The sequence below is a fragment of the Flavonifractor sp. An91 genome, from assembly GCF_002159225.1.
GTDB lineage: Bacteria > Bacillota > Clostridia > Oscillospirales > Oscillospiraceae > Flavonifractor > Flavonifractor avicola.
In genome coordinates this window covers 154,395-176,259 of record NZ_NFHA01000003.1, presented here as the reverse complement: position 1 = coordinate 176,259, position 21,865 = coordinate 154,395, and the positions used below count along the sequence as shown (strand labels likewise).

The window sequence follows — 21,865 nt, the reverse complement described above, 5'->3', positions numbered from 1 at the left end:
GAGTGGATGGAAAAGACATTCCATATGCTGCTCTACCGGGCTTTTCATGCCCAGCGGGGGGCGCTGCGTCCCTGCCTGGCGGAGGTAGGACTGGGAACCGGTCAGCCCAAGCTGCTGGGCTATCTCAGCCAGCATGGTCCCAGCCGCCAGCGTCAGCTGGCCGACTACTTTGAGATCGATCCGGCGGCGGTATGCCGGATGCTGGACAGCCTGGAAAAGGGCGGCTTCGTGACCCGATGCGGGGATGGGCAGGACAAGCGCCGGGACCGAATCGAGATCACTCCTGCTGGTCAGACGGCCTATGATGCCTGGCGGACCTGCTGCCGTACTATGGAGGAACGGATGCTGGCGGGGTTTACACCGGAAGAGCAGGAGCGGTTTGCCGACTATCTGAGTCGGGCGTACCGCAATCTGAAGACGGCAGGGGAGGGACGGTCATGAAAGAACTGAAACGCCTGCTGTCCTATTTGGGCCCCTACCGCCGGGACCTGTTTCTGGGCGGATTGTTGGTGTTGGTGGAGACGGCTTTTGAGCTGGTGATCCCGGTGCTGATGGCCGACCTCATTGACGTGGGAGTAGAGAACCGGGATCTGAATTATATTGTGGTCAAGGGTGTACAGATGGGCGTATGTGCTGTACTGGCTTTGATCACCGGCCTGCTGTATGCTCGGTTTGCCGCCCGGGCGGCCTACGGTTGGGGCGCCCGCATCCGGGAGGCCCAGTATGAGCGGGTGCAGGACTACGCCTTTTCCAACCTGGACCGATTTGAAAGTTCCTCTCTGGTGACTCGTATGACCACCGATGTTACGGTGCTGCAAAATGCCATCAACGGCGGACTGCGGCCTCTGGTGAGAAGTCCGGTGATGCTGGTGATGGGATTAGGATTGTCCTTCTGGATGAATGCCCGGCTGGCCTTGATTTTTGTGGTGACTGCCCCCATTCTGGCACTCATCCTCTTCTTTGTGGTGCGTAAAGTAGCGCCCATGTATGGCAGACTCCAGAAGGCCATGGATAAGCTGAACAATGTGGTTCAGGAGGGACTTACCGCCATCCGGGCGGTAAAAGCTTTTGTGCGGGGGGAGTATGAGGAGGAGAAGTTCCAGTCGGTCAATGAGGAGCTGATGGCCACCAGTCAGCGGACCTTCCACTTTGCGGTGCTTAATCTGCCAGCCTTCCAGTTCACGATGTATACTGCCATCGTGCTCATTCTGTGGTTTGGAGGCGGCATGATCCTGGGGGGCAGTCTCCAGGTGGGGGAGTTGACCGGCTTTCTCAGCTATGTGCTCCAGGTGATGAACTCATTCATGATGATCTCCAATGTGTTCCTGCTGCTCACTCGGTCTCTGGCCAGTGCCCATCGCATTGCAGAGGTATTGGAGGAGAAGCCGGCCCTTGTTTCCCCCGCTCAGCCGGTGGAGGAAGTGCCCGACGGCAGCGTGGACTTTGAGCGTGTTTCCTTCAAGTACCATACCGACGCCAGGGAGTATGCTCTGTCTGGGGTGAACCTGCATATCAGGGCAGGCCAGACTGTGGGTATCCTGGGCGGCACAGGCTCTGCCAAGACTACCCTGGTACAGCTCATTCCCCGGCTGTACGATGCCACGGAAGGTACTGTCCGGGTTGGTGGGCACGATGTAAAGGATTACGATCTGACCGTTCTGCGGGACGCGGTGGGCATCGTGCTCCAGAAAAATGTGCTCTTCTCCGGTACTGTCCGGGAGAACCTGAAGTGGGGCGACCCGGGTGCCGACGATGAGACTCTGTGGGCGGTTTGCCGGGCGGCCTGCGCCGATGAATTTCTGGAGCGAATGCCGGACGGCCTGGATACCGATCTGGGGCAGGGGGGCGTCAACGTCTCCGGCGGCCAGAAGCAGCGGCTGTGTATTGCACGGGCGCTGTTGAAGAACCCCAAGATCCTGATTTTTGACGACTCCACCAGCGCGGTAGACACTGCAACAGAGGGCAAGATCCGGGGGGCTCTGACCAAGCTTACCGGTGTGACCAAGATCATCATTGCCCAGCGAGTCACCTCTGTGATGCACACCGATCTCATCGTCATCCTGGAAGACGGCAGAATTCACGCCGCCGGCACCCATAGGGAGCTGCTGGAGCATGATCCCATCTACCAGGAGATTTACGCATCCCAGATGAAAGGAGGGGAGGACCGTGGCTAGGCAGCTCAGCGCAAAAAAGCCCAAGCACCTGGGTTACACCATTCGCGCCCTTCTGTCCTATCTGGGAAGACACAAGTTCCTGCTGCTGGCGGTAGCGGTGTTGGTTACTGTCAGTGCTCTGGCCAACCTGCTGGGCACCTATATGATCCGACCGGTGGTCAATAACCTGGCTACAGGGGGGATGGAAGCCCTGCTGAGAGGGGTGGCCATCACTGCCCTCATCTATCTGGCGGGAGCCCTGGCGGCCTGGGGCTATACCCAGACCATGGTGAAGGCGGCACAGAAGGTACTTTACGATATCCGCCGGGACCTGTTCGCCCATCTCCAGAAGCTGCCCCTCCGCTTCTTCGATACCCGCCGCCACGGCGACGTGATGAGCTACTTCACCAACGACGTGGACACCATTTCGGACGCCCTGAACAACAGCTTCGCTATGGTGATCCAGAGTTTCATTCAGGTAGCAGGTACCCTGACCATGCTCTTCATCCTCAACTGGCGGCTCACCCTGGTGGTAGCGGTATGCTATGTGGTCATGTTTCTCTATATCCGCTACAGCGGAAAGCGAAGCAAGGCCTACTACAACAAGCAGCAGCGGGCGTTGGGTGATCTGGACGGCTATATTGAAGAGATGGTGGCAGGCCAAAAGGTGGTCAAGGTATTTAACCACGAAAAAGCCAACCTGCGGACGTTTCGAGAGAAAAACGAAGCGCTTCGCAAGGCGGGTACCGGTGCTCAGAGCTACGCAGCCACCATGATCCCGGCGGTGGTGAGCATCTCCTATATTAACTATGCCATTGTGGCTGCCCTGGGAGGCTATATGGCCATGGCAGGCATGACCGACGTGGGAAGCCTGGCCAGCTATCTGGTCTTTGTGCGTCAGGCCGCCATGCCCATCAACCAATTTACCCAGCAGACCAACTTCCTGCTGGCTGCCCTGGCTGGCGCCGAGCGGGTTTTTGAGGCTATGGACCAGACTCCGGAGGTGGACGACGGTCAGGTGAGGTTGGAAAAGTGTGACGGGGGCTGGGTTTGGCGCAAGCCTGACGGCTCTGAGGTGCCCTTGCGGGGGGATGTCCGCTTTGAAGGTGTCACCTTTGGTTATGATGCCGGTCACCCCATTCTGAAAGACATCAGCCTCTTTGCCAAGCCTGGCCAGAAGATCGCCTTTGTAGGCTCTACAGGCGCGGGCAAGACCACGATCACCAATCTGATCAACCGCTTATACGATGTACAAAAGGGGCGGGTGACCTATGACGGCATTGACGTGAAGGACATCCGGAAAGATGATCTGCGGCGATCCCTGGGCATGGTGCTTCAGGATACCCACCTCTTTACCGGTACCATTGCCGATAACATCCGCTTTGGCAAGCTGGATGCCACCATGGAGGAGGTGGAGAAGGCGGCCAAAATCGCCAACGCTGATTCCTTCATCCGCCGCTTGCCCCAGGGCTACGACACTATGGTGACGGCAGACGGAGCCAATCTGTCTCAGGGCCAGCGGCAGCTACTTGCCATTGCCCGGGCGGCAGTGGCTGACCCACCGGTACTCATTTTGGACGAGGCAACCAGCAGCATTGATACCCGCACCGAGGCCCTCATCGAAAAGGGAATGGACCAGCTGATGGAGGGGCGGACGGTGTTTGTGATTGCTCACCGGCTGTCCACGGTCCGTAATGCTGACGCTATTATGGTGCTGGAACAGGGTCAGATCGTGGAGCGGGGCAGCCACGAGGACCTGTTGGCTCAGCAGGGAGAATATTATCAGCTGTACAACGGTATGTTTGAACTAAGCTAAAACCATAAAAAAAGGACGCCGTCAGGCGTCCTTTTTTTATGCTGGATTAGAACAGGTGAATGGTGGTGATCAGGCCGGAGAACACGATGGAAACGGTGGAGCACAGCTTGATCAGGATGTTCAGAGAGGGGCCGGAGGTGTCCTTGAAGGGGTCGCCCACGGTGTCGCCGATCACGGCGGCCTTGTGGCAATCGGAACCCTTGCCGCCGTGGTGGCCGGCCTCAATGTACTTCTTGGCGTTATCCCAAGCGCCGCCGGCGTTGGACATGAACACGGCAACCACGAAGCCGGTGACGGTAACGCCGCCCAGCAGGCCCACAACGGCCTCAGCGCCCAGGATCAGGCCCACGATGACGGGGACGATAATGGCCAGCAGGGAGGGGATAACCATCTCATGCAGAGCGCCCTTGGTGCACAGGTCCACGCAGGACGCGTAGTCGGGATCAGCCTTGCCTTCCATGATGCCGGAGATCTCACGGAACTGACGGCGAACCTCCACCACGATGGACTGGGCGGCACGCTGCACGCCGCTCATGGTGAGGGCGGCAAAGATGAAGGTGAGCATGGCGCCCACGAACAGACCCACCAGCACGGCGGGATTAGTGATCGACAGATCCAGTTCCTGCACCTTGCCTTCAACCACGTCCACATAGGAGACCAGCAGAGCCAGAGCGGTGAGGGCGGCGGAGCCGATGGCGAAGCCTTTGCCGGTGGCGGCGGTGGTGTTGCCCAGGGAGTCCAGAGCGTCGGTGCGGTTGCGGACCTCCTCACCCAAGCCACTCATCTCGGCGATGCCGCCGGCGTTGTCGGCCACGGGGCCGTAGGCGTCGGTGGCCAGGGTGATGCCCAGGGTGGACAGCATACCCACGGCGGCGATGCCGATGCCATACAGACCCTTGGAGAAGGCGGCGTCATACAGGGCGGCATCAGCAGTGGTCAGGGAGCCGCCGGCAGCCAGGAAGGAGACGATGATGGCGATGCCGATGATGATGATGGGAGCGGCGGTGGAGAGCATACCCAGGGAAATACCGCCGATGATGGTGGTGGCGGCGCCGGTCTCAGTGGAGTCGGCCAGGCCCTGGGTGGGCTTGTAGGTGTCAGAGGTGTAGTACTCGGTGAAATAGCCGATGGCGCAGCCGGCAACCAGACCGGCCAGAATGGCGATATAGGGGCCCCAGGAACCCATGATAAAATAGGTGATGGGGGCGGCGATGATGGCGGCCAGAACAGCGGCGGTATAGGTGCCCTTACGCAGGGTGGCCAGCAGGGACTTCTGGGTGGCGTTCTCCTTGGTACGGACCAGGAAACTGCCCAGCACGGAGCAGATCACGCCCACCACGGCGATAACCAAGGGCAGCAGTATGGCGTTCCAGGTCATGTTGTCGCTGGCATAAGCGGCAGCACCCAGAGCGAAGGTAGCCAGAATGGAACCCACGTAGGACTCGTACAGGTCGGCACCCATGCCGGCCACGTCGCCCACGTTGTCGCCCACGTTGTCGGCGATGGTAGCGGGGTTACGGGGGTCATCCTCGGGGATACCGGCCTCAACCTTACCCACCAGGTCGGCGCCCACGTCGGCGGCCTTGGTGAAGATACCGCCGCCCACGCGGCCGAACAGAGCCATAAAGGAGGCGCCCATGCCGAACATAACCATGGTCTGGGCGATCTTGGCGGCTTCAAAGTGAGCAATGTACTTCAGGATGTGGAACCAGATGGACACGTCCAGCAGGCCAAGACCCACCACGGTGAAGCCCATGACGGCGCCGGAGGAGAAAGCCACGTTGAGGCCCTGGTTCAGGCTTTCATGAGCGGCGTTGGCGGTACGGGCGTTGGCGGAGGTGGCGATCTTCATGCCAATAAAACCAGCCAGGCCGGAATAGATACCGCCGGTGAGGAAGGCGAAGGGGATAAACCAGTTATCCAGCATACCCACTCCTGCCAGAATAAGTAAAATCACGAAGACTACAATAAAGATCTTTGCGACAGTGGTATACTGGCGCTTAAGGTAAGCGTTAGCGCCTTTGCGGATAGAGGCGGCGAGCTTTTGCATCAGTTCAGTGCCTTCGGAAAACTTTAGCACCTTCCTTGCTTGGGCTACGGCGAAGATTAGCGCGATAAAAGCGCCTACTAGACCAAGCCAAAAGAGGTTTTCGATCATCTTACCCAACTCCTTTAATTCGGAAACCATTGTAGCGCAAGGGTTTCCGGTTTTACAGACAACATTATAATACCTCAAAATACATCTGTTTGGCAAGAGTATTCAAAAAAGAAAGCGTCAAATCCGAGGATTTGACGCTTTGGACAAAAACGAATGGACAGTTTAAGACCGTTTCCATGCATTTCCGCTAAAGAGCACCAGAATGGGCAAAACCTCAAGGCGGCCCACAATCATGCACAGGGAAAGCACCAGTTTGGAGAAGCCGGAGAAGAAAGCGTAGTTGCCCATGGGGCCTACCAATTCCAGACCGGGACCGATGTTGCCGATGCAGGAGACCACCGCAGTAAAGGTGGTACCGAAGGAGTTGTTGTCCACAGAGACCAAGAGTGTGGCGCCCAGGGTGATAAAGATATAGGCAGCAAAGAAGATCTGGACGGAACGAAGGGCGGTCTCGTCCACTACACGACCGTCCAGTTTGACCACGTTGACGGCCCGGGGATGGATAACCTGGCGGATCTCCCGCTTGATGCAACGGCCCAGCAGCAGGACACGGGAACACTTGATAGCGCCGCCGGTGGAGCCGGCGCAGGCGCCGATAAACATGAGCAGCACCAGCAGGGTTCTGGAGAACTCCGGCCATAGGTTGAAATCCGTGCTGGCGAAGCCAGTGGTGGAGATGATGGAACCGACCTGGAAGGCGGCATGGCGGATGGATTCTCCGCCGGTGGGGTAAAGATTCCAGATATTGATGGAGATCAGCGTGATACTGGCAAAGACTACGATCAGGAAGAAGCGCAACTCGTCACTTTTCAGTACCTGCTTCACCTTTCCGCAGAGCAGCAAGAAGTAGAGGGAGAAGTTCACGGAGAACAGCAGCATAAAGATCGTAATGATGATCTCAATGGCGGGACTGCCGTAGGCGGCAATGGAGATGTTTCTGGTGGAAAAGCCGCCGGTGCCTGCTGTGGCGAAGGAGTGAACGATGCTGTCATACCAGGGCATCCCGGCGATCTTCAGAATGATGATCTCAATGGCGGTCAGACCGCAGTAGATCCCGTACAGGATCTTGGAGGACTGGCTACTCTTGGGGACCAGCTTGCTGACTACAGGGCCGGGACTTTCGGCCCTCATCAGGTGGAGAGTGCGGGACCCCAGACTGGGCAGCAGTGCGATGGTAAGAATGAGCACGCCCATACCGCCCAGCCAGTGGATGAAGGAGCGCCAGAACAAAATGCCGCGGGGCAGCGGCTCCACTGCGGTCAGAATGGATGCACCGGTGGTGGTAAAGCCGGAGACAGCTTCAAAAAAGCAGTCTATGTAAGAGGAGAAATAGCCGCTGAAATAGAAGGGAAGCGCGCCGAAGGCGCCTACCAGCAGCCAGATCAGCGCCACCGCGAAAAAGCCTTCCCGGGTAAAGAAGTGGTCGTCGCTGGGCAGAAGGGAAAGTGCGAAGCCGATTACCATGACCAGCGGTATGGTGAAGAGGAAGGGGGTGGGGTCCTCCTGATAGATCAGACACACCAGCAGCGGCAGCAGCATGGTGATAGCCTCCACCATCAGGGTCTTTCCGGCTACTTTAAATACCAGTCTGAAGTTCATTGCGCCGCCCCCAGATCCAGCAGAGAGTCCTCATAGATATCATTGAGGTCCAGAATGCCGTGGTTGCGGGAGATCAGAATCACCGTATCGCCCGCGGAAATGGAACTGGAGCCATCAGGAATGATGATCTTGCCCTGGTGGACCAGCACGGCGATGAGGATGCCCTTTTTCAGCCGCAGATCCTTCAGCGGCACACCCTGATTGTGGGTAGTCTCATTGGCGATGAACTCCAGAGCTTCCGCGTGTCCGTCGCAGATCTTGTACAGGGCGTTCATCACGCTGCCTTTGGAATTCTGCATTCCGCGGACCACCTGAAGAATGTGGCTGGCGGTGATGAGCTTGGGGGAGATCACACTGTCCAGACCGGCGGCGTGGGCGATGCTGGCGTAGTTCTGCCGGTTGGACTTGGCCACCACCTTTTTGATACCCTGCTGCATGGCGTAGAGGGAGATGATGATATTGTCCTCGTCCCGGTCGGTGAGGGCAATAAAGGCATCGGAAGCGCTGGCGTTTTCCTCCTCCAGCAGCTCCTGGTCGGTGCCGTCGCCCTGAATAATAAGGGCCTGGGGAAGCACATCGCTGAGGTGACGGCAGCGCTCCGGGTTACGCTCCACGATCTTGACCTGCATTCCCATCTTGAGCAGAATGCTGGTCAGATAATGGGCGATGCGTCCGCCGCCGATGATAAAGGCGGAATGCAGCTTGGGAATGTGCCGTCCCAGCAGGCGGAAGAAGGCGGTCAGGCCGGCGGGCTGACCCACCAGATAGAGCCGGTCGCCTACCCGGGGAATAAAGGTGCCGTCAGGAATGATGACCTCGCCGTCTTCCCGCTCCGCCGCGCACAGGAGCATGGGCAGCTCCCGGATTTTGCTGGTCTGGGCGGACAGAGGCTGGTCGGCCAGGAAGTCTCCCTCCCGTACTCGGAAGCCGATCAGCTCCACCCGGCCCCGGCAGAAAGTCTCGATGTTGGCGGCGCCGGGGAAGCGAAGCAGACGGGATATCTCCACGGCGGTGGCGTTTTCGGGATTGATGGCCAGGTCAATGCCCAGCTCCCGCTTCATGCGGGACAGCTCCATGGCATATTCCACATTGCGTACCCGAGCGATGGTAAATTTGGCGCCCAGCTGTTTGGCGGTGAGGCAGCAGACCATGTTGACTTCGTCCAGACTGGTGGCGGCAATGAGCACGTCTGCCGACTCAACACCCGATTCCTTCAGGGCGGAGATGGAGGCGCCGTTGCCCTTGACACACATCACGTCCAGAGATTCCGAGGCGTGGCGCAGGGCGTCGTCATTGGTGTCGATTACCGTGACGTTGTGCTCCTCCTGAGACAGATGTTCCGCCAGTGTAAAACCAACCTTTCCATCCCCCACAATGATGATCTTCAAGTAATATCCATCCTTTCAGGGATCAGGGTCCCTTTGTAGACGCTCTATATAAATCAGGCGAGAGCGGTCCATTCATGATGTATGATTGTAGCCTCCATCTTAACGCAATCTGTCAGTAGATGCAAGTATTCTTTCATCATTCCGACAAACTTCGGGAAAACAAAAGAAAGATTTCCCGGACAAAAAATCTGCCGGTCTGTGACCGGCAGATTGGGCGGCGGCAGGATGATTAACTGGTCCATTCGCCGTGGATGATGCCCACCAGGTACCAGTCGTTGTTCCAGATCTCAAAAACCAGCTTGAGAGAGCACCAGTCAAAGCCCTCCAGCGCGGGATCGATACCAGGGAAGTGGTATTCCACAAAACGACCGTTGGGATAGGCATCAGCCACGTTTTCCAGGGCGTTTCCACTGATTAGCACGGTATCAATCCCCATCTGGGGAGCTTCGGTATAGTCGGCGTTAAAAACATAGCGGGCAAAATAGTCCTTGGAGGTGCAGCGGATGGGGGAGCCGGAGCCCACAGCCAGACCCCAGGTGTAGAGCTGTTTATCTTCCGCTAAACCGGCCACCTGATCTTGCGAGAGTACATTGTCGCAGGAATGGTCCACGGTGGAGTAAGGCGTCAGGGTGACCCCCCGCCTGGGATGGACCAGCTGGGAGAGCGCGGAATAATCTTCCTGCTTGAGTGCCTCCAATACCTGACTGGCACGCTCCAGGAGCAGCGTATTGTCGTTGACATCCAGGGGTGGCTCCGTGGGGACAGCGGAGGCGTAGATATGCTGATTATAGGCGACAGTAGGAATGGAGGAAGAGACAGCAGTGGAGTTATTAGAGGAAGAGAGAGACAGTCCCACCATAGAACCCAGAACCAGTCCGCACAGCAGAGCCAGTACGGTCATTAGGGCTGCCCGCTTCACATTCGCCGCCTCCTTTTAAATCGTGATGTCTGCCGGACCAGGTAAAAATGCAGCCTGTCCTTCAGCAGAACTATTCTAAAACGGATGAAACAAAAATACAACAACAAAACGTTACAAAAAGGAGAGATATTTGTGCACCTTGCAAAGGGGAGCAGAAACTGATATAATACAGTACGCCAATCCGTGGACCATACCCGGTCTGATCCGGGGATGAAAGGGATGTATGCGACACCGAGGAGGTATCCGAGATGCATGAACATGAATTGCAGTTCCATATAAAATGTAAGCAGGGCGACGTGGGCCGCTATTGCTTTCTGCCTGGTGATCCGGGCCGCTGCGAGAAGATAGCCGCTTATTTTGATAATCCGGTGAAGATCGGCAGTAATCGGGAATATACCATTTATACCGGCACGCTGTTGGGCGAAAAGGTGAGCGTATGCTCCACCGGCATCGGGGGTCCCTCCGCTGTGATTGCCATGGAGGAGCTACATAACATCGGGGCGGATACCTTTATTCGTGTGGGTACCTGCGGCGGTATTGCTCTGCCTGTCAAAAGCGACGATGTGGTGATTGCTACCGGCGCGGTGCGCCACGAGGGTACCAGCCGGGAGTACGCGCCCATTGAATTCCCCGCTGTGTCCGATTATGAAGTCCAGACCGCTCTGGTCCAGGCGGCCAAGAACCTGGGGAAGCCGTGGCACGCTGGCGTGGTCCAGTGCAAGGACTCTTTCTATGGGCAGCACAGTCCGGCCCGGATGCCGGTGGCTCAGGAACTGCTTTATAAGTGGGAGGCCTGGAAGCGCCTTGGCGTGCTGGCCTCTGAGATGGAGTCGGCGGCTTTGTTCTGCTGCGCCGCCGCACTGGGCGTGCGGTGCGGCTCCTGCTTCCATGTAATCTGGAATCAGGAGCGGGAGGCCGCCGGCCTGGATCAGACCGAGAGCCACGACCTGTCCGCCGCTCTGGAGGTTGGTATCGAGGCGGTCAAGCTGTTGATCGAGGCCGACAGGGAGAAAAACTGAAAATGCCTGCATCAGGGCCTGCCGCAATATGCGGCGGGCCCTTTTTTGCTGCTGTACAGCGCTCCCCAAACGGGTATGTTTGTCTGACAATATACCGGATATCGTAGCAAATTCGGTAACAGAATTACGGGGAGATCAACTTATGTGTTTTGTTAATGTTGTGCATTGACAACTGTTAGCAGACAAACTAAACTAAACATAGTACAGAAAAAGGAGATGACGTGATGCGGCAGGAGCGCCATGTGGGCTATGAGATCAAAGCCCTGTCCAATCTGCTGCGGCGAAAGGTTTTGGAGATGACCTGCACACCGGAAGGAGACGATTTTACCGAGATGCAGGTGAAGCTGCTGGGTTTTTTGTGTCATAATCGGGACCAGGAGATCTGCCAAAAGGATATTGAGGAAGCCTTCTATATCCGGCGGTCTACGGCATCCCGGCTGCTCAAGCGGCTGGAGGCTCAAGGCTTTATCGTGCGGCAGTCAGTGGAACGGGACGCCCGGCTCAAGCGGGTGACCACCACTGCCAAGGCGGATGCGCTCCATCAGGAGATCATCGATCGGATCAACAGTGTGGAAGACCTGTTGACCCAGGGGCTGAGTCAGGCGGAGGTGGAGCAATTCCTCAGCACGGTGGAAAAACTGAAGCAGAATCTGATGTAAGCCGTCCGTGTGGCGGCTTACAGTGCGTCATTCCTGCGTAGACTGTGGTTTACGCGCAAATCCTAAGGAGGGAACCCTATGAAGAAGAAACGCGGCTTAATCAGCTGCATTGGGGAATTCAAGACGGCTACCATCCTTACACCCATCTTCGTGATCGGAGAGGTGGCCTTCGATGTACTGATTCCCATGATGACCGGCAAGCTGCTGGACGAGGGCGTCAAAGCGGGCAATATGAGCCGGATCATTCAGTACGGCCTGCTGGTTGTAGCCATGGCATTGATGGCACTGCTGCTGGGCGGCCTGTCCGGCCGGTTCGCGGCCCGGGCCTCCACCGGCTTCTCCCGCAATCTGCGCCGTGAGATGTACCAGAACGTACAGAAGTTTTCCTTTTCCAACATCGATAAATTCTCCACCGGCGGTATCATTACCCGTCTGACCACTGATGTGACCAACGTGCAGATGGCCTTTATGATGATTATCCGTATTGCGGTGCGCTGCCCCATCATGCTGATCTGCGCCTGGTTCCTTACCTTCACCCTCAATCCCAAGCTGGCGCTGATCTTCTTGGTGGTCATTCCTATTCTGGCAGCGGGTATTCTGCTCGTTATGAAATCGGCCCACCCTGTCTTCGAGCGTGTGTTCAAGAAGTATGACTGGCTGAACAACGTGGTGGAGGAGAACCTGCTGGGCATCCGTGTTGTGAAGTCCTTTGTGCGGGAGGATCATGAGAAGGAGAAGTTCGGCAAGGTGTCCAATGAGATCTATATGGACTTCTCCAAGGCGGAAAAGATCGTGGCATTCAATATGCCGCTGATGCAGATCTGTGTCTATGCCTGTATGCTCACTGTGTCCTGGATTGGCGCCAACCTGGTGGTGGGCGGCGAGCTGACCACCGGACAGCTGACCAGCATGTTCAGCTACATCATGATGATCCTCATGAGCCTGATGATGCTGTCCATGGTGCTGATGATGATCATTCTGGCCCGGGCTTCTGCCGAGCGAATCGTGGAACTGCTCAACGAGGAGAGCGACCTGAAGAACGGCCCCGATCCCATCCATGAGGTGAAGGACGGTTCCGTGGTCTTTGAGAACGTCAGCTTCAGCTACGCCAAGGACCCCACCAAGGAGTGTCTGAAGGACGTGAATCTCACCATCAAGTCCGGCGAGACCGTGGGCATTCTGGGTGGTACCGGTACCTCCAAGACCACCCTGGTCCAGCTGATCCCCCGTCTGTACGATGCCACTGAGGGCCGCGTGCTGGTAGGCGGCGTGGATGTGCGGGACTACGATATGGAGGCTCTGCGTGAGCAGGTGGCCATGGTGCTCCAGAAGAATGTGCTTTTCTCCGGTACCATTAAGGAGAATCTGCGCTGGGGTAACAAGGAGGCCACCGACGAAGAGATGGTCCGGGTGTGTAAGCTGGCCCAGGCTGATCCCTTTATCCAGGAGTTCCCAGACAAGTACGATACCCACATCGAGCAGGGCGGTTCCAACGTGTCCGGTGGCCAGAAGCAGCGCCTGTGTATTGCCCGGGCTCTGCTGAAGAAGCCCAAGATCCTCATTCTGGATGACTCCACCTCTGCAGTGGACACAAAGACCGACGCCCTGATCCGCAAGGCGTTCCGGGAGGAGATCCCCGACACCACCAAGTTCATCATTGCCCAGCGTATCTCCTCCATTGAGGACGCCGACAAAATCCTGGTGATGGACGGCGGCAAGATCTCCGCCATGGGTACCCATGAGGAACTGCTTAAGACCTGCGAAATTTACCGCGAGATTTATGAATCCCAGACCAAAGGAGGCGGCGAAGATGAAACCTGATATGAGACAGAAGCCTCCTGTGAACCGCTCCCGCACGATACGCCGCCTGATGCAGTACGTCAAGCGGGGATACGGGTTCCGGTTCCTGCTGGTGTTGGTATGCATCCTGATCAGCGCCATCGCCTCGGTGTCCGGCTCGCTATTTTTGGGCTCCCTCATCGACGTGTATATCACCGATCTGCTGGCCATGGATAACCCGGTGTTTGATGGCCTGCTCCATGCCCTTATTCTTATGGGCTGCCTCTATCTTGCCGGTGCCCTGTGTGCCCTTGCCTACAACCGTCTGATGGTTACCATTTCTCAGGGCGTACAGAAAAAGATCCGGGACGATCTGTTCAGCCATATGCAGTCCCTGCCCATCAAGTATTTTGATACCCACGCTCACGGCGACGTGATGAGTGTATACACCAACGACGTGGATACCCTCCGTCAGATGTTTTCCCAGAGTATCCCCCAGGTCATCAACTCTCTGATGATGATTGTGGTGGCCTTTGTGGGCATGATCTTCACCAATCTGCTGCTTACCGGCGTGGTAATTCTTTGCATCATCGGTATGCTGCTGGTGACCCGGTTCCTGGCCGGCCGCAGCGGCCGCTACTTCATTCGCCAGCAGGTGAAGCTGGGCGATCTGAACGGCTATATTGAAGAGATGATCAACGGCCAGAAGGTAGTCAAGGTTTTCTGCCATGAGGAGGAGGCCCAGGAGGGCTTTGATAAGGTAAACGACGCCCTCTTCGAGAGCGCCGACAAGGCCAATAAGTACGCCAACATCCTCATGCCCATCCTGATCAATATCGGCAATGCCCAGTATGTCATCATCGCCATGGCCGGCGGTGCTCTGGCCCTCAGCGGCATTGGCCCCGGCATCACCCTGGGCGTCATCGCTACCTTCCTCCAGCTGTCCAAGAGCTTGTCCAACCCCATCAGCCAGATCTCCCAGCAGCTCAACTCGGTGGTTATGGCTCTGGCCGGCGCCCAGCGTATTTTTGATCTGATGGATGAGCCTGCCGAGGAGGACCACGGCACCGTGACTCTGGTGAATGTGGCCTTTGACAAGGATGGTACCCTCCATGAGACCGACGAGCATACCAACCTGTGGGCCTGGAAGGTGCCTCAGGAGGACGGTTCCGTCCAGTATGTGAAGCTGGCCGGTGATGTGCGCTTTGACCATGTGGACTTCGCCTATGAGGAGGGCAAGACCATCCTCCACGACATCAGCCTCTTTGCCAAGCCTGGCCAGAAGCTGGCCTTCGTGGGCGCCACCGGCGCAGGCAAGACCACCATTACCAACCTGATCAACCGCTTCTATGACATTGCCGACGGCAAGATCCACTATGACGGCATCTCCATTAACGACATCAAGAAGCCCGATCTGCGCCGCTCTCTGGGCATCGTGCTTCAGGATACCAACCTGTTTACCGGTACCGTTCGGGAGAACATCCGCTACGGCAACCTGAACGCCACCGATGAAGAGGTGGAGGCTGCCGCTGTGCTGGCCAACGCCGATGACTTCATCCGGCGGCTGCCTCAGGGATACGATACCATGCTGACCGGCAACGGTGCCAACCTGTCCCAGGGCCAGCGGCAGCTCATTGCCATTGCCCGGGCCGCCGTGGCCGATCCCCCGGTGATGATCCTGGACGAGGCAACCTCTTCCATCGATACCCGTACTGAGGCCATTGTCCAGCAGGGCATGGACTCCCTTATGTGTGGGCGCACCGTCTTTGTCATTGCTCACCGCCTGTCCACCGTGCGCAACTCCGACGCCATTATGGTGCTGGATCACGGTCGTATTGTGGAGCGAGGCGACCATGAGGACCTGATCGCTCAGCAGGGCCTCTACTATCAGCTGTACACCGGCGCGTTTGAGCTGGAGTAAGCAAACCCTCTCTTTGCGGCGGGCCGCCCCGGTTATACCGGGGCGGCCCGCTATTTTTTCCTTCAACACGCACCACCTCCGGAGCGCGGCATAGTATGGAATGAGACCGGGCCGGACAGCGGGAAGCTCCGCCGCCAGCTCCAGGTTTCTAACATTTAAACCGGGAGGTACTTCTATGATGGGGTGCAATAATGGTTGTGGCTGTGGCTTTGGCGGCGGTAGCTGCCTGTGGATCATTCTGATCATCATCCTGCTGTGCTGCTGCTGCGGCGGTGGTAATAGCTGTGGCAACAACTGCGGCTGCGGAAACAGCTGCTGCTGAGTCCATACCCATAGAAAAAAACGGGGGGATGCCAAACAAGGCATCCCCCCGGTTCGTCTGTCCGGTCCCCGGAGCGCATAGAATGGCAGAAAGGGGGGACGGGGTATGGAGCGGCGGTTTTCACTGTGGGAGGGCCAGGGTTGGCTCACGGTGCGGGAGGAGCAGAACCGGGCGGTGTGTGCCGCACAGTTGCCTAACGACGGCAAGGGACTGTACAAGTGCTGGCTTACCGGAGGGGGAGGAAAAGCCCTGCTGGGCACCTTTGTGCCCCAGGGCGGCGTCCTGCGGTTGGAGCGTACCTTGACGATCAGCGAGCTGGAGCGGCAGGGTGTCTGGCCGCCGGAGGGCGGTCAGGCCGTACTGGCATTCTCTTTTGATGGAGCAGAGAAGCTTCCGGCAGGGTGGCAGCGGGAAGACAATCCCGGCCGGCTGATGGGGGAGCCGCTACTGGCCGCTGCCGCCAAAGGTCCGGCTCTGATCTGTCGGGACGAGCGTGGCTTTCTTCTGGCCTATCTGTATCGGAAAGACCGGCCTTTTCCGTTGACGCCGCTGTTTTGCTTTGCACGGCTGGAAACGCTGGAGGGGCGGGATTATCTCTGTTTTCCCTTCCGGCCCGGCGGCTGCCCCCGGCTGGACGATCTGTTGTAATTTCACTTTGTTTGCGCTATACTGACAAAATGAGATCCTATTTACAAATGAGGAATGAACTATGACCGATTATTTTCATCTGAATGCCCAGCCGGAACTGATCCAGGGGATCAGCAGCCTGGGTCTGGCCCATCTGGGGGACGGTGTGTTTGAGCTGATGGTGCGCTCATGGCTGTGTCTCCACGGCAAGGCCACCTCCAAGGGCCTCCATCGGGCCACTGTTCGCTATGTGGCGGCTCCCGCCCAGGCCAGAGCAGTGGAGAAGATCCTCCCCCTGCTGGAGGAGGCGGAGCAGGACGTGTTCCGCCGGGGCCGCAATACCAGCCCTCACAGTGTGCCCCAGAATGCCAGTCGGGCGGACTACCAGGCTGCTACCGGCCTGGAGGCTCTGTTCGGATGGCTGTGGCTTCAGGGTCGCACCGACCGGCTCAATGAACTGTTTGCTGTAATGATGGAGGAAGAGGAATGCCGTTAGACGCACTGTGCCTGACCGCCGTGGCGGAGGAGCTTCGCCGGGCCGTGGTAGGGGGGAAGATCGACAAGATCTATCAGCCTACCCGGGATGAGATCGTGCTCTTCCTCCGGGGGCAGGGCGAAAATCTGAAGCTGCTGCTCTCCGCCAATCCCGGCCACCCCAGGGCCCACCTCACCACCCTGAACCGGGAGAATCCGGACAAGCCCCCCATGTTCTGTATGCTGCTGCGCAAGCACCTGCTGGGCGGCCGCATTCTGGAGCTGAACCAGCCCCCCCTGGAGCGTATCCTGGACTTCAAGCTGGAGACTATTGACGAACTGGGGGACCGGGTGGAGCGCCGTCTGGTGCTGGAGGCCATGGGCCGCTCCGCCAACCTGATCCTGTTGGACGGGGAGGGGCGCATCATTGACTGTATCCGCCGCATTGACGGCGACCTGTCCAGAGGACAGCGCCAGGTGCTGCCCGGCCTGTTCTATCGGCTCCCTGCTCCGCCTGCCAAGCTGAATCCCTTTACACTGGATGAGGACGGGCTGAGGGCGGCCCTAGATAATCCCATGGGAAAAGAGCCGGAAAAGCTGCTGATGGATACCTTTACTGGCCTTTCACCCCTGATTGCCCGGGAAATCGTGTTCCGGGCCGGAGGGGAGGAGGGCCTGGTTCAGGAGCTGCTCAAGCTGCGAAATAGTGTACAGCAAAATAGCTTTACAGCTTATCTGCTGGTGCGGGAAGGCAAACCGGTGGATTTCTCTTTCCTGCCCATCCTCCAGTACGGGCCGGAGACCGAGAGTATCCGGCAGGACAGCTTTTCCGCTCTGCTGGACGGCTTCTATGAGCGCCGGGAGGCGGCGGAGCGGGTCAAGCAGCGGGGCCAGGATCTGGTGAAGGCGGTGACCAACGCCCGAGACCGTACCGCCCGCAAGCTGGCCAACCAGGAGAAGGAGCTGACTGCCACCTTTGACCGGGAAAAGCTGCGGGAGCAGGGGGACATCATCACCTCCAATCTCCACCGGATGGAGAAGGGGATGGCGGTACTCCACGCCCAGAACTTCTATGACCCGGACTATGGCGAGATCGACATTAAGCTGGACCCACTGCTCACCCCTCAGCAGAACGCCGCCAAATATTATAAGGACTACAACAAGGCCAAAAAGGCGGAGGAGATGCTCACCATCCAGATCGAGAAGGGCGAGAAAGAACTGGAATACCTGAACAGCGTGCTGGAAAACATCCGCCTGGCGGAGGGGGAGCGGGACCTGGGGGAGATCCGCCAGGAGCTCACTGACACCGGCTATCTCCGCCGGGCCAAGACTGCCGCCAAGCGGGAGAAGCGGGTGGCGGGCAAGCCCATGGAGTTCCGCTCCACCACCGGCCTACGCATCACTGTGGGCAAGAACAACAGCCAGAACGACCAGCTCACCACCAAGATGGCCTATAAGAGCGATATCTGGCTCCACACCCAGAAGATCCACGGCTCCCATGTGATCCTGTGGTTGGAAGGAGGGGAGGCCGACGCCCAGAGCCTCACCGAGGCGGCCATTCTGGCGGCTACCTTCTCTCAGGCGGGGGACAGCACCCGGGTGCCGGTAGACTACACCCCGGTAAAGTATGTGAAAAAGCCCGCCGGGGCCCGGCCGGGTATGGTGGTGTATACCACCTATCAGACCGCCGTGGTGGACCCGGACCACGAGCTGGCTAAGCGGCTGCGGGTGAAATAACCGGGGACCAGGAGGAGATCATATATGGAGACCTGCCACATCCTGGTGGTGGAAGACGACCAGGACATCAATAACCTGCTGTGCAAGATCCTGACCGGGGCGGGCTACGACTGCCGGCCTGCCTATTCCGGAAGTGAAGCCGCTTTGTGGGCGGAGCAGTATGACTATGATCTGGTGCTGCTGGACCTGATGCTCCCCGGTATGACCGGGGAGGAGTTCATTGCCCAGCTCCGCCGGCGTAAAACCATGCCCATCATCGTCCTTTCCGCCAAGGCGGGGCTGGAGGATCGGGTGAACGTGCTGCGGCTGGGGGCGGATGACTTCATCCCCAAGCCCTTCGACAACGCCGAGGTGCTGGCCCGGGTAGAGGCCCAGCTGCGCCGGTACAAACAGTTTGACCGGGGGAGCGGCGGGGCTGTGCTTACCCACGGGGACTTGGTGCTGGACAAGGAGGGTGTCACCGTCACTGCCGGCGGCAAGCCGGTGACCATCACCGCCCGGGAATTTCGCATTTTGGCCCTGTTGATGGAGCATCCCAAGAAGGTTTTTACCCGTGAGGAGCTCTACCAGCAGGTGTGGGGCGGGGAGTATATGGGGGACGACAATACGGTAAACGTCCACATCTCCAATCTGCGGTCCAAGCTGGCCAAGGCCAGCCCCACGGAGTACATCAAAACGGTGTGGGGTATCGGCTTCAAACTGAACGATTTATAAGATCACACCCAACTTTAAACATTCTTCACCTTTGCTTAAAGCCCGGTTATTGACTTGCCTGTATACTGGCATCACAAACCAAGAGAAAGGCTGATGCCCTATGACAGATACCGTATTACACACAAAGGGCCTGACCAAGCGGTACGGGGCCCACACTGCGGTGGACCGGGCGGAGCTGACGGTGGAGAAGGGCCAGATCTATGGCCTGGTAGGCCGCAACGGCGCCGGAAAGACCACCATCATCCGCATGGTGACCGGCCAGACCGTGCCTACGGCGGGGGAGCTCTCCCTCTTCGGGGCCACGGGTAAGGACCTGATGAAGGTGCGTGCCCGCACCGGGGTCATGGTAGAGACTCCCAGCTTCTACCCCTACCTTACCGCCCGGCAGAACCTGGAATACTATCGCATCCAGCGTGGCATCCCCGGCAAGGGAACGGTGGACCAGGTGCTGGAGGAGACCGACCTGGCCAACACCGGGAAAAAGATCTTTAAGAACTTTTCCCTGGGCATGAAGCAGCGGCTGGGTTTGGCCCTGGCGCTGATGAACCGGCCCGACTTCCTGCTGCTGGACGAGCCCATCAACGGACTGGACCCGGAGGGCATTGTGGAGTTCCGCAACTTGCTGCTCAAGCTCAATCGGGAGCGGCAAACCACCATTCTGATCTCCAGCCACATCCTGCCGGAGCTGGCCAACTTGGCCACCTGCTACGGCTTCATCGACAACGGGGTCATGCTGGAGCAGATCACCGCCCGGGATCTGGAGGAGAAGTGCCGGGCTTGCATCGAGGTAGGAGTGGAGGACCCCTCCGCCGCCTCCCTGGTGCTGGAGCAGAAGCTGGGCACCCGGGACTACGAGGTGCTCTCCGGCGGTATCCTGCGGCTGTACAGCTTCCTGGACCAGCCACAGACAGTGGCAAAGGTGCTGGTGGAGGGCGGCGTAGCCCTGCGCTCCCTGGAGAGCCGGGGGGCCAACCTGGAGGACTACTTCCTGTCCATGATCGGAGGTGTCCGTCATGCGTAACTATCTGGCCGCTGAATGCTATAAAGTATTCCGGAGAAAGTATCTCTACCTGACCCTGCTGGTGGTGCTGGCCCTGGAGGGGCTGATGCTGTGGGGGTTCTGGTTCACCTGGTCCAACGGCAACACGCAAATGGACTTTTATTCCGCTGTCATCATGATCCCCATGATGCTGAGTGTCGGACTGTACGCCACCATCCTCACCGGCGACATGGTCTTTTCCGAGCAGTATAAGCACAACACTCTGAAAAATGAGGTGTCCTACGGCGTGTCCCGGGTGCGGATCTACCTGGGCAAGCTGGCGGTGGCTACCCTGGTGGCACTGCTGGCGGCGGTGGTGATGGTGGCCCTCTATATGGCAGGCTGCTGGGTGCTGCTGCCCCACAATGAACTGGACCAGACCGGTCTGGCACTGGTGGGCTACACCCTCGCCGGTGCGCTCCCCCTGTGGCTGGGAGCCCAGGGCGTGGTACTGGCCTGTTATTTCCTGGTGCGCAACACCACCTTGGCCGCCTTTGTGGCGGTGGCCCTGCTGGGTGTGGTGCCCTCCATCCTCCAACTGTGCGGTCTGCTCATCCATCCGACCTTTGAAATGATCCGGCAATTTATGCCCGCCGTTATGCTGGAGCAGCTGCATCTCTATGCCTTCCAGTGGGACTATGTGGGCCGTTGCTGGATCGTTGGCATGGTGGTGCTGGCGGGTTCCATTTTGGTGGGCCTGCTGGCATTTCGGAAAAAAGAGATTCGCTGACAGACAGCGCCGGGAGGGAGACATATGCTCAACTACATCAAGGCGGAGCTGTGGAAGGCCTTCCGGCACAAGGGAATTTACGGTCTGGCCCTTTTCCTGGGACTGTGTACCGCTCTGTTCGCCTTTATGATGCTGGAGGCTGACGACTTTTCCCAAATGGCCTCCGCTGCCTCCACTACCATGCTGCTGGGGATGCTGGTTGCCCCGCTGCTTACCCAGATCGTGGACGGCAAGGCCCTGGGGAGCTTAAAAAATGAGGTGTCCTTCGGGCTGAGCCGGGGACGGATCTACTGGGGCAAGCTGTTGGCCGGATTGATGCTGGGGCTGGTGCTGTGCCTGCTGCTGTTGGGAAGCTACCTGCTGGTGGGCTGGCTGGCCCTGCCTCACTACTCCCGGGAGGCCGATTTGGTTGCTTTGGCGGTGGTAGGCTTCTCTTTGCTGGGGGCCCTTCCCGTCTGGTGCGGGATATATAGCTTGTGCCACATGATGGCCCTGCTCATCCCCAGCACGGCGGCATGGATGGCGTTCTATTATATCCTCAGCTTCTTCGGACAGCCTGTGCTGGTGGCCCTGGCGGCCATGGGTACCGAGGGCCGGGTCGGCAGTTTGATTCAGGCGATTTTAATGCCAGCATCCCTGCTGATGCCTGATTTTCTGTCCGGCTGGCTTACCTGGGAGTACCAGTTCTGGTGCTGGGCTGTAGGGATAGGCTGGCTGGTATTTACCACAGCGCTGGGCCTGCTCTGGTTCCGGCGGCGGGAGATCAAGTAAAAAGAAACTTTTCCACGGGCGTGCCGCTTCCTGCGGCACG

Annotated in this window: 20 protein-coding genes; 15 read left to right on the top strand and 5 right to left on the bottom strand. The window is 58.3% G+C overall.

Annotation, left to right across the window (positions count from 1 at the left end):
• The first annotated feature begins 6 nt into the window (after positions 1-6).
• Genes B5G42_RS03610 through B5G42_RS03600 form a run of 3 tightly spaced genes read left to right on the top strand, consistent with a single transcriptional unit; the run spans position 7 to position 3,969 of the window.
• Positions 7-441, top strand: coding sequence for a MarR family winged helix-turn-helix transcriptional regulator (locus B5G42_RS03610; RefSeq protein ID WP_087266671.1), 435 nt, complete (start codon positions 7-9; stop codon positions 439-441).
• Positions 438-2,174 (top strand): ABC transporter ATP-binding protein, encoded by a 1,737-nt coding sequence (locus B5G42_RS03605; RefSeq protein WP_087266669.1) that lies wholly within the window; start codon positions 438-440, stop codon positions 2,172-2,174. The genes B5G42_RS03610 and B5G42_RS03605 overlap by 4 nt, the downstream gene beginning before the upstream one ends.
• Positions 2,167-3,969 carry an ABC transporter ATP-binding protein gene (locus B5G42_RS03600; protein ID WP_087266667.1) on the top strand — a complete coding sequence of 601 codons (1,803 nt, stop codon included), beginning with the start codon at positions 2,167-2,169 and terminating at the stop codon, positions 3,967-3,969. Before B5G42_RS03605 ends, B5G42_RS03600 begins: the two co-directional genes overlap by 8 nt.
• 46 nt (positions 3,970-4,015) lie before the next feature.
• On the opposite strand, the gene B5G42_RS03595 is transcribed toward B5G42_RS03600, so the two are convergent.
• The 5 genes from B5G42_RS03595 to B5G42_RS03580 form a co-directional block, all read right to left on the bottom strand.
• Entirely contained in the window at positions 4,016-6,157 is a 2,142-nt protein-coding gene (locus tag B5G42_RS03595; protein WP_343286686.1) for a sodium-translocating pyrophosphatase, read from the bottom strand.
• Positions 6,158-6,289: 132 nt separating this feature from the next.
• Positions 6,290-7,726 carry a TrkH family potassium uptake protein gene (locus B5G42_RS03590; protein WP_087188965.1) on the bottom strand — a complete coding sequence of 479 codons (1,437 nt, stop codon included), beginning with the start codon at positions 7,724-7,726 and terminating at the stop codon, positions 6,290-6,292.
• The gene (gene trkA / locus B5G42_RS03585; protein WP_087266664.1) at positions 7,723-9,114 is read right to left on the bottom strand and encodes a Trk system potassium transporter TrkA; all 1,392 of its coding nucleotides are present in this window, start codon (positions 9,112-9,114) and stop codon (positions 7,723-7,725) included. The genes B5G42_RS03590 and trkA overlap by 4 nt, the downstream gene beginning before the upstream one ends.
• A gap of 53 nt (positions 9,115-9,167) precedes the next feature.
• Positions 9,168-9,356 carry a hypothetical protein gene (locus B5G42_RS18065; protein WP_162611031.1) on the bottom strand — a complete coding sequence of 63 codons (189 nt, stop codon included), beginning with the start codon at positions 9,354-9,356 and terminating at the stop codon, positions 9,168-9,170.
• Positions 9,344-10,033: a hypothetical protein gene (locus tag B5G42_RS03580; RefSeq protein ID WP_087266662.1), complete on the bottom strand. Its 690-nt coding sequence runs from the start codon at positions 10,031-10,033 to the stop codon at positions 9,344-9,346. Before B5G42_RS03580 ends, B5G42_RS18065 begins: the two co-directional genes overlap by 13 nt.
• 248 nt (positions 10,034-10,281) lie before the next feature.
• On the opposite strand from B5G42_RS03580, the gene udp reads away from it, so the two are divergent.
• The 12 genes from udp to B5G42_RS03525 all read left to right on the top strand — a co-directional run bounded on the left by udp (position 10,282) and on the right by B5G42_RS03525 (position 21,825).
• On the top strand, positions 10,282-11,052 hold the full coding sequence (gene udp / locus B5G42_RS03575; RefSeq protein ID WP_087266660.1) for a uridine phosphorylase: 771 nt from the start codon (positions 10,282-10,284) through the stop codon (positions 11,050-11,052).
• Between the two features lie 224 nt (positions 11,053-11,276).
• Positions 11,277-11,711 carry a MarR family winged helix-turn-helix transcriptional regulator gene (locus B5G42_RS03570; RefSeq protein WP_242955454.1) on the top strand — a complete coding sequence of 145 codons (435 nt, stop codon included), beginning with the start codon at positions 11,277-11,279 and terminating at the stop codon, positions 11,709-11,711.
• A 78-nt stretch (positions 11,712-11,789) separates the two neighbouring features.
• Positions 11,790-13,532, top strand: a complete 1,743-nt coding sequence (locus tag B5G42_RS03565; protein WP_087266657.1) for an ABC transporter ATP-binding protein — start codon at positions 11,790-11,792, stop codon at positions 13,530-13,532.
• Positions 13,522-15,411, top strand: a complete 1,890-nt coding sequence (locus tag B5G42_RS03560) for an ABC transporter ATP-binding protein (RefSeq protein ID WP_164475008.1) — start codon at positions 13,522-13,524, stop codon at positions 15,409-15,411. Before B5G42_RS03565 ends, B5G42_RS03560 begins: the two co-directional genes overlap by 11 nt.
• A 175-nt stretch (positions 15,412-15,586) precedes the next feature.
• Positions 15,587-15,733: a hypothetical protein gene (locus B5G42_RS18060; protein WP_158094694.1), complete on the top strand. Its 147-nt coding sequence runs from the start codon at positions 15,587-15,589 to the stop codon at positions 15,731-15,733.
• 105 nt (positions 15,734-15,838) lie between these two features.
• The gene (locus B5G42_RS03555; protein WP_087266655.1) at positions 15,839-16,381 is read left to right on the top strand and encodes a hypothetical protein; all 543 of its coding nucleotides are present in this window, start codon (positions 15,839-15,841) and stop codon (positions 16,379-16,381) included.
• Between the two features lie 61 nt (positions 16,382-16,442).
• Positions 16,443-16,856, top strand: coding sequence for a Mini-ribonuclease 3 (locus B5G42_RS03550; RefSeq protein ID WP_087188958.1), 414 nt, complete (start codon positions 16,443-16,445; stop codon positions 16,854-16,856).
• A complete protein-coding gene (locus tag B5G42_RS03545) occupies positions 16,847-18,571 on the top strand; it encodes an Rqc2 family fibronectin-binding protein (RefSeq protein WP_087266653.1) in 1,725 nt (574 codons plus the stop codon). The genes B5G42_RS03550 and B5G42_RS03545 overlap by 10 nt, the downstream gene beginning before the upstream one ends.
• Before the next feature lie 24 nt (positions 18,572-18,595).
• Positions 18,596-19,285, top strand: a complete 690-nt coding sequence (locus B5G42_RS03540) for a response regulator transcription factor (protein ID WP_087266651.1) — start codon at positions 18,596-18,598, stop codon at positions 19,283-19,285.
• A 100-nt stretch (positions 19,286-19,385) separates the two neighbouring features.
• Positions 19,386-20,306 carry an ABC transporter ATP-binding protein gene (locus tag B5G42_RS03535; protein ID WP_087188955.1) on the top strand — a complete coding sequence of 307 codons (921 nt, stop codon included), beginning with the start codon at positions 19,386-19,388 and terminating at the stop codon, positions 20,304-20,306.
• Positions 20,299-21,054 (top strand): ABC transporter permease, encoded by a 756-nt coding sequence (locus tag B5G42_RS03530; protein ID WP_087266649.1) that lies wholly within the window; start codon positions 20,299-20,301, stop codon positions 21,052-21,054. The genes B5G42_RS03535 and B5G42_RS03530 overlap by 8 nt, the downstream gene beginning before the upstream one ends.
• A 24-nt stretch (positions 21,055-21,078) precedes the next feature.
• Positions 21,079-21,825, top strand: coding sequence for a hypothetical protein (locus B5G42_RS03525; RefSeq protein WP_087266647.1), 747 nt, complete (start codon positions 21,079-21,081; stop codon positions 21,823-21,825).
• Positions 21,826-21,865: the final 40 nt, after the last annotated feature.

What these genes read in the sequence shown, in the direction of transcription:
- B5G42_RS03610 (WP_087266671.1), top strand. Translation starts at nt 7, where the DNA reads ATGGAAAAGACATTCCATATGCTGCTCTACCGGGCTTTTCATGCCCAG.
- B5G42_RS03605 (WP_087266669.1), top strand. Translation starts at nt 438, where the DNA reads ATGAAAGAACTGAAACGCCTGCTGTCCTATTTGGGCCCCTACCGCCGG.
- B5G42_RS03595 (WP_343286686.1), bottom strand. Translation starts at nt 6,157, where the DNA reads ATGGTTTCCGAATTAAAGGAGTTGGGTAAGATGATCGAAAACCTCTTT.
- B5G42_RS03590 (WP_087188965.1), bottom strand. Translation starts at nt 7,726, where the DNA reads ATGAACTTCAGACTGGTATTTAAAGTAGCCGGAAAGACCCTGATGGTG.
- B5G42_RS18065 (WP_162611031.1), bottom strand. Translation starts at nt 9,356, where the DNA reads ATGGACCAGTTAATCATCCTGCCGCCGCCCAATCTGCCGGTCACAGAC.
- udp (WP_087266660.1), top strand. Translation starts at nt 10,282, where the DNA reads ATGCATGAACATGAATTGCAGTTCCATATAAAATGTAAGCAGGGCGAC.
- B5G42_RS03570 (WP_242955454.1), top strand. Translation starts at nt 11,277, where the DNA reads ATGCGGCAGGAGCGCCATGTGGGCTATGAGATCAAAGCCCTGTCCAAT.
- B5G42_RS03565 (WP_087266657.1), top strand. Translation starts at nt 11,790, where the DNA reads ATGAAGAAGAAACGCGGCTTAATCAGCTGCATTGGGGAATTCAAGACG.
- B5G42_RS03560 (WP_164475008.1), top strand. Translation starts at nt 13,522, where the DNA reads ATGAAACCTGATATGAGACAGAAGCCTCCTGTGAACCGCTCCCGCACG.
- B5G42_RS18060 (WP_158094694.1), top strand. Translation starts at nt 15,587, where the DNA reads ATGATGGGGTGCAATAATGGTTGTGGCTGTGGCTTTGGCGGCGGTAGC.
- B5G42_RS03555 (WP_087266655.1), top strand. Translation starts at nt 15,839, where the DNA reads ATGGAGCGGCGGTTTTCACTGTGGGAGGGCCAGGGTTGGCTCACGGTG.
- B5G42_RS03550 (WP_087188958.1), top strand. Translation starts at nt 16,443, where the DNA reads ATGACCGATTATTTTCATCTGAATGCCCAGCCGGAACTGATCCAGGGG.
- B5G42_RS03545 (WP_087266653.1), top strand. Translation starts at nt 16,847, where the DNA reads ATGCCGTTAGACGCACTGTGCCTGACCGCCGTGGCGGAGGAGCTTCGC.
- B5G42_RS03540 (WP_087266651.1), top strand. Translation starts at nt 18,596, where the DNA reads ATGGAGACCTGCCACATCCTGGTGGTGGAAGACGACCAGGACATCAAT.
- B5G42_RS03535 (WP_087188955.1), top strand. Translation starts at nt 19,386, where the DNA reads ATGACAGATACCGTATTACACACAAAGGGCCTGACCAAGCGGTACGGG.
- B5G42_RS03530 (WP_087266649.1), top strand. Translation starts at nt 20,299, where the DNA reads ATGCGTAACTATCTGGCCGCTGAATGCTATAAAGTATTCCGGAGAAAG.
- B5G42_RS03525 (WP_087266647.1), top strand. Translation starts at nt 21,079, where the DNA reads ATGCTCAACTACATCAAGGCGGAGCTGTGGAAGGCCTTCCGGCACAAG.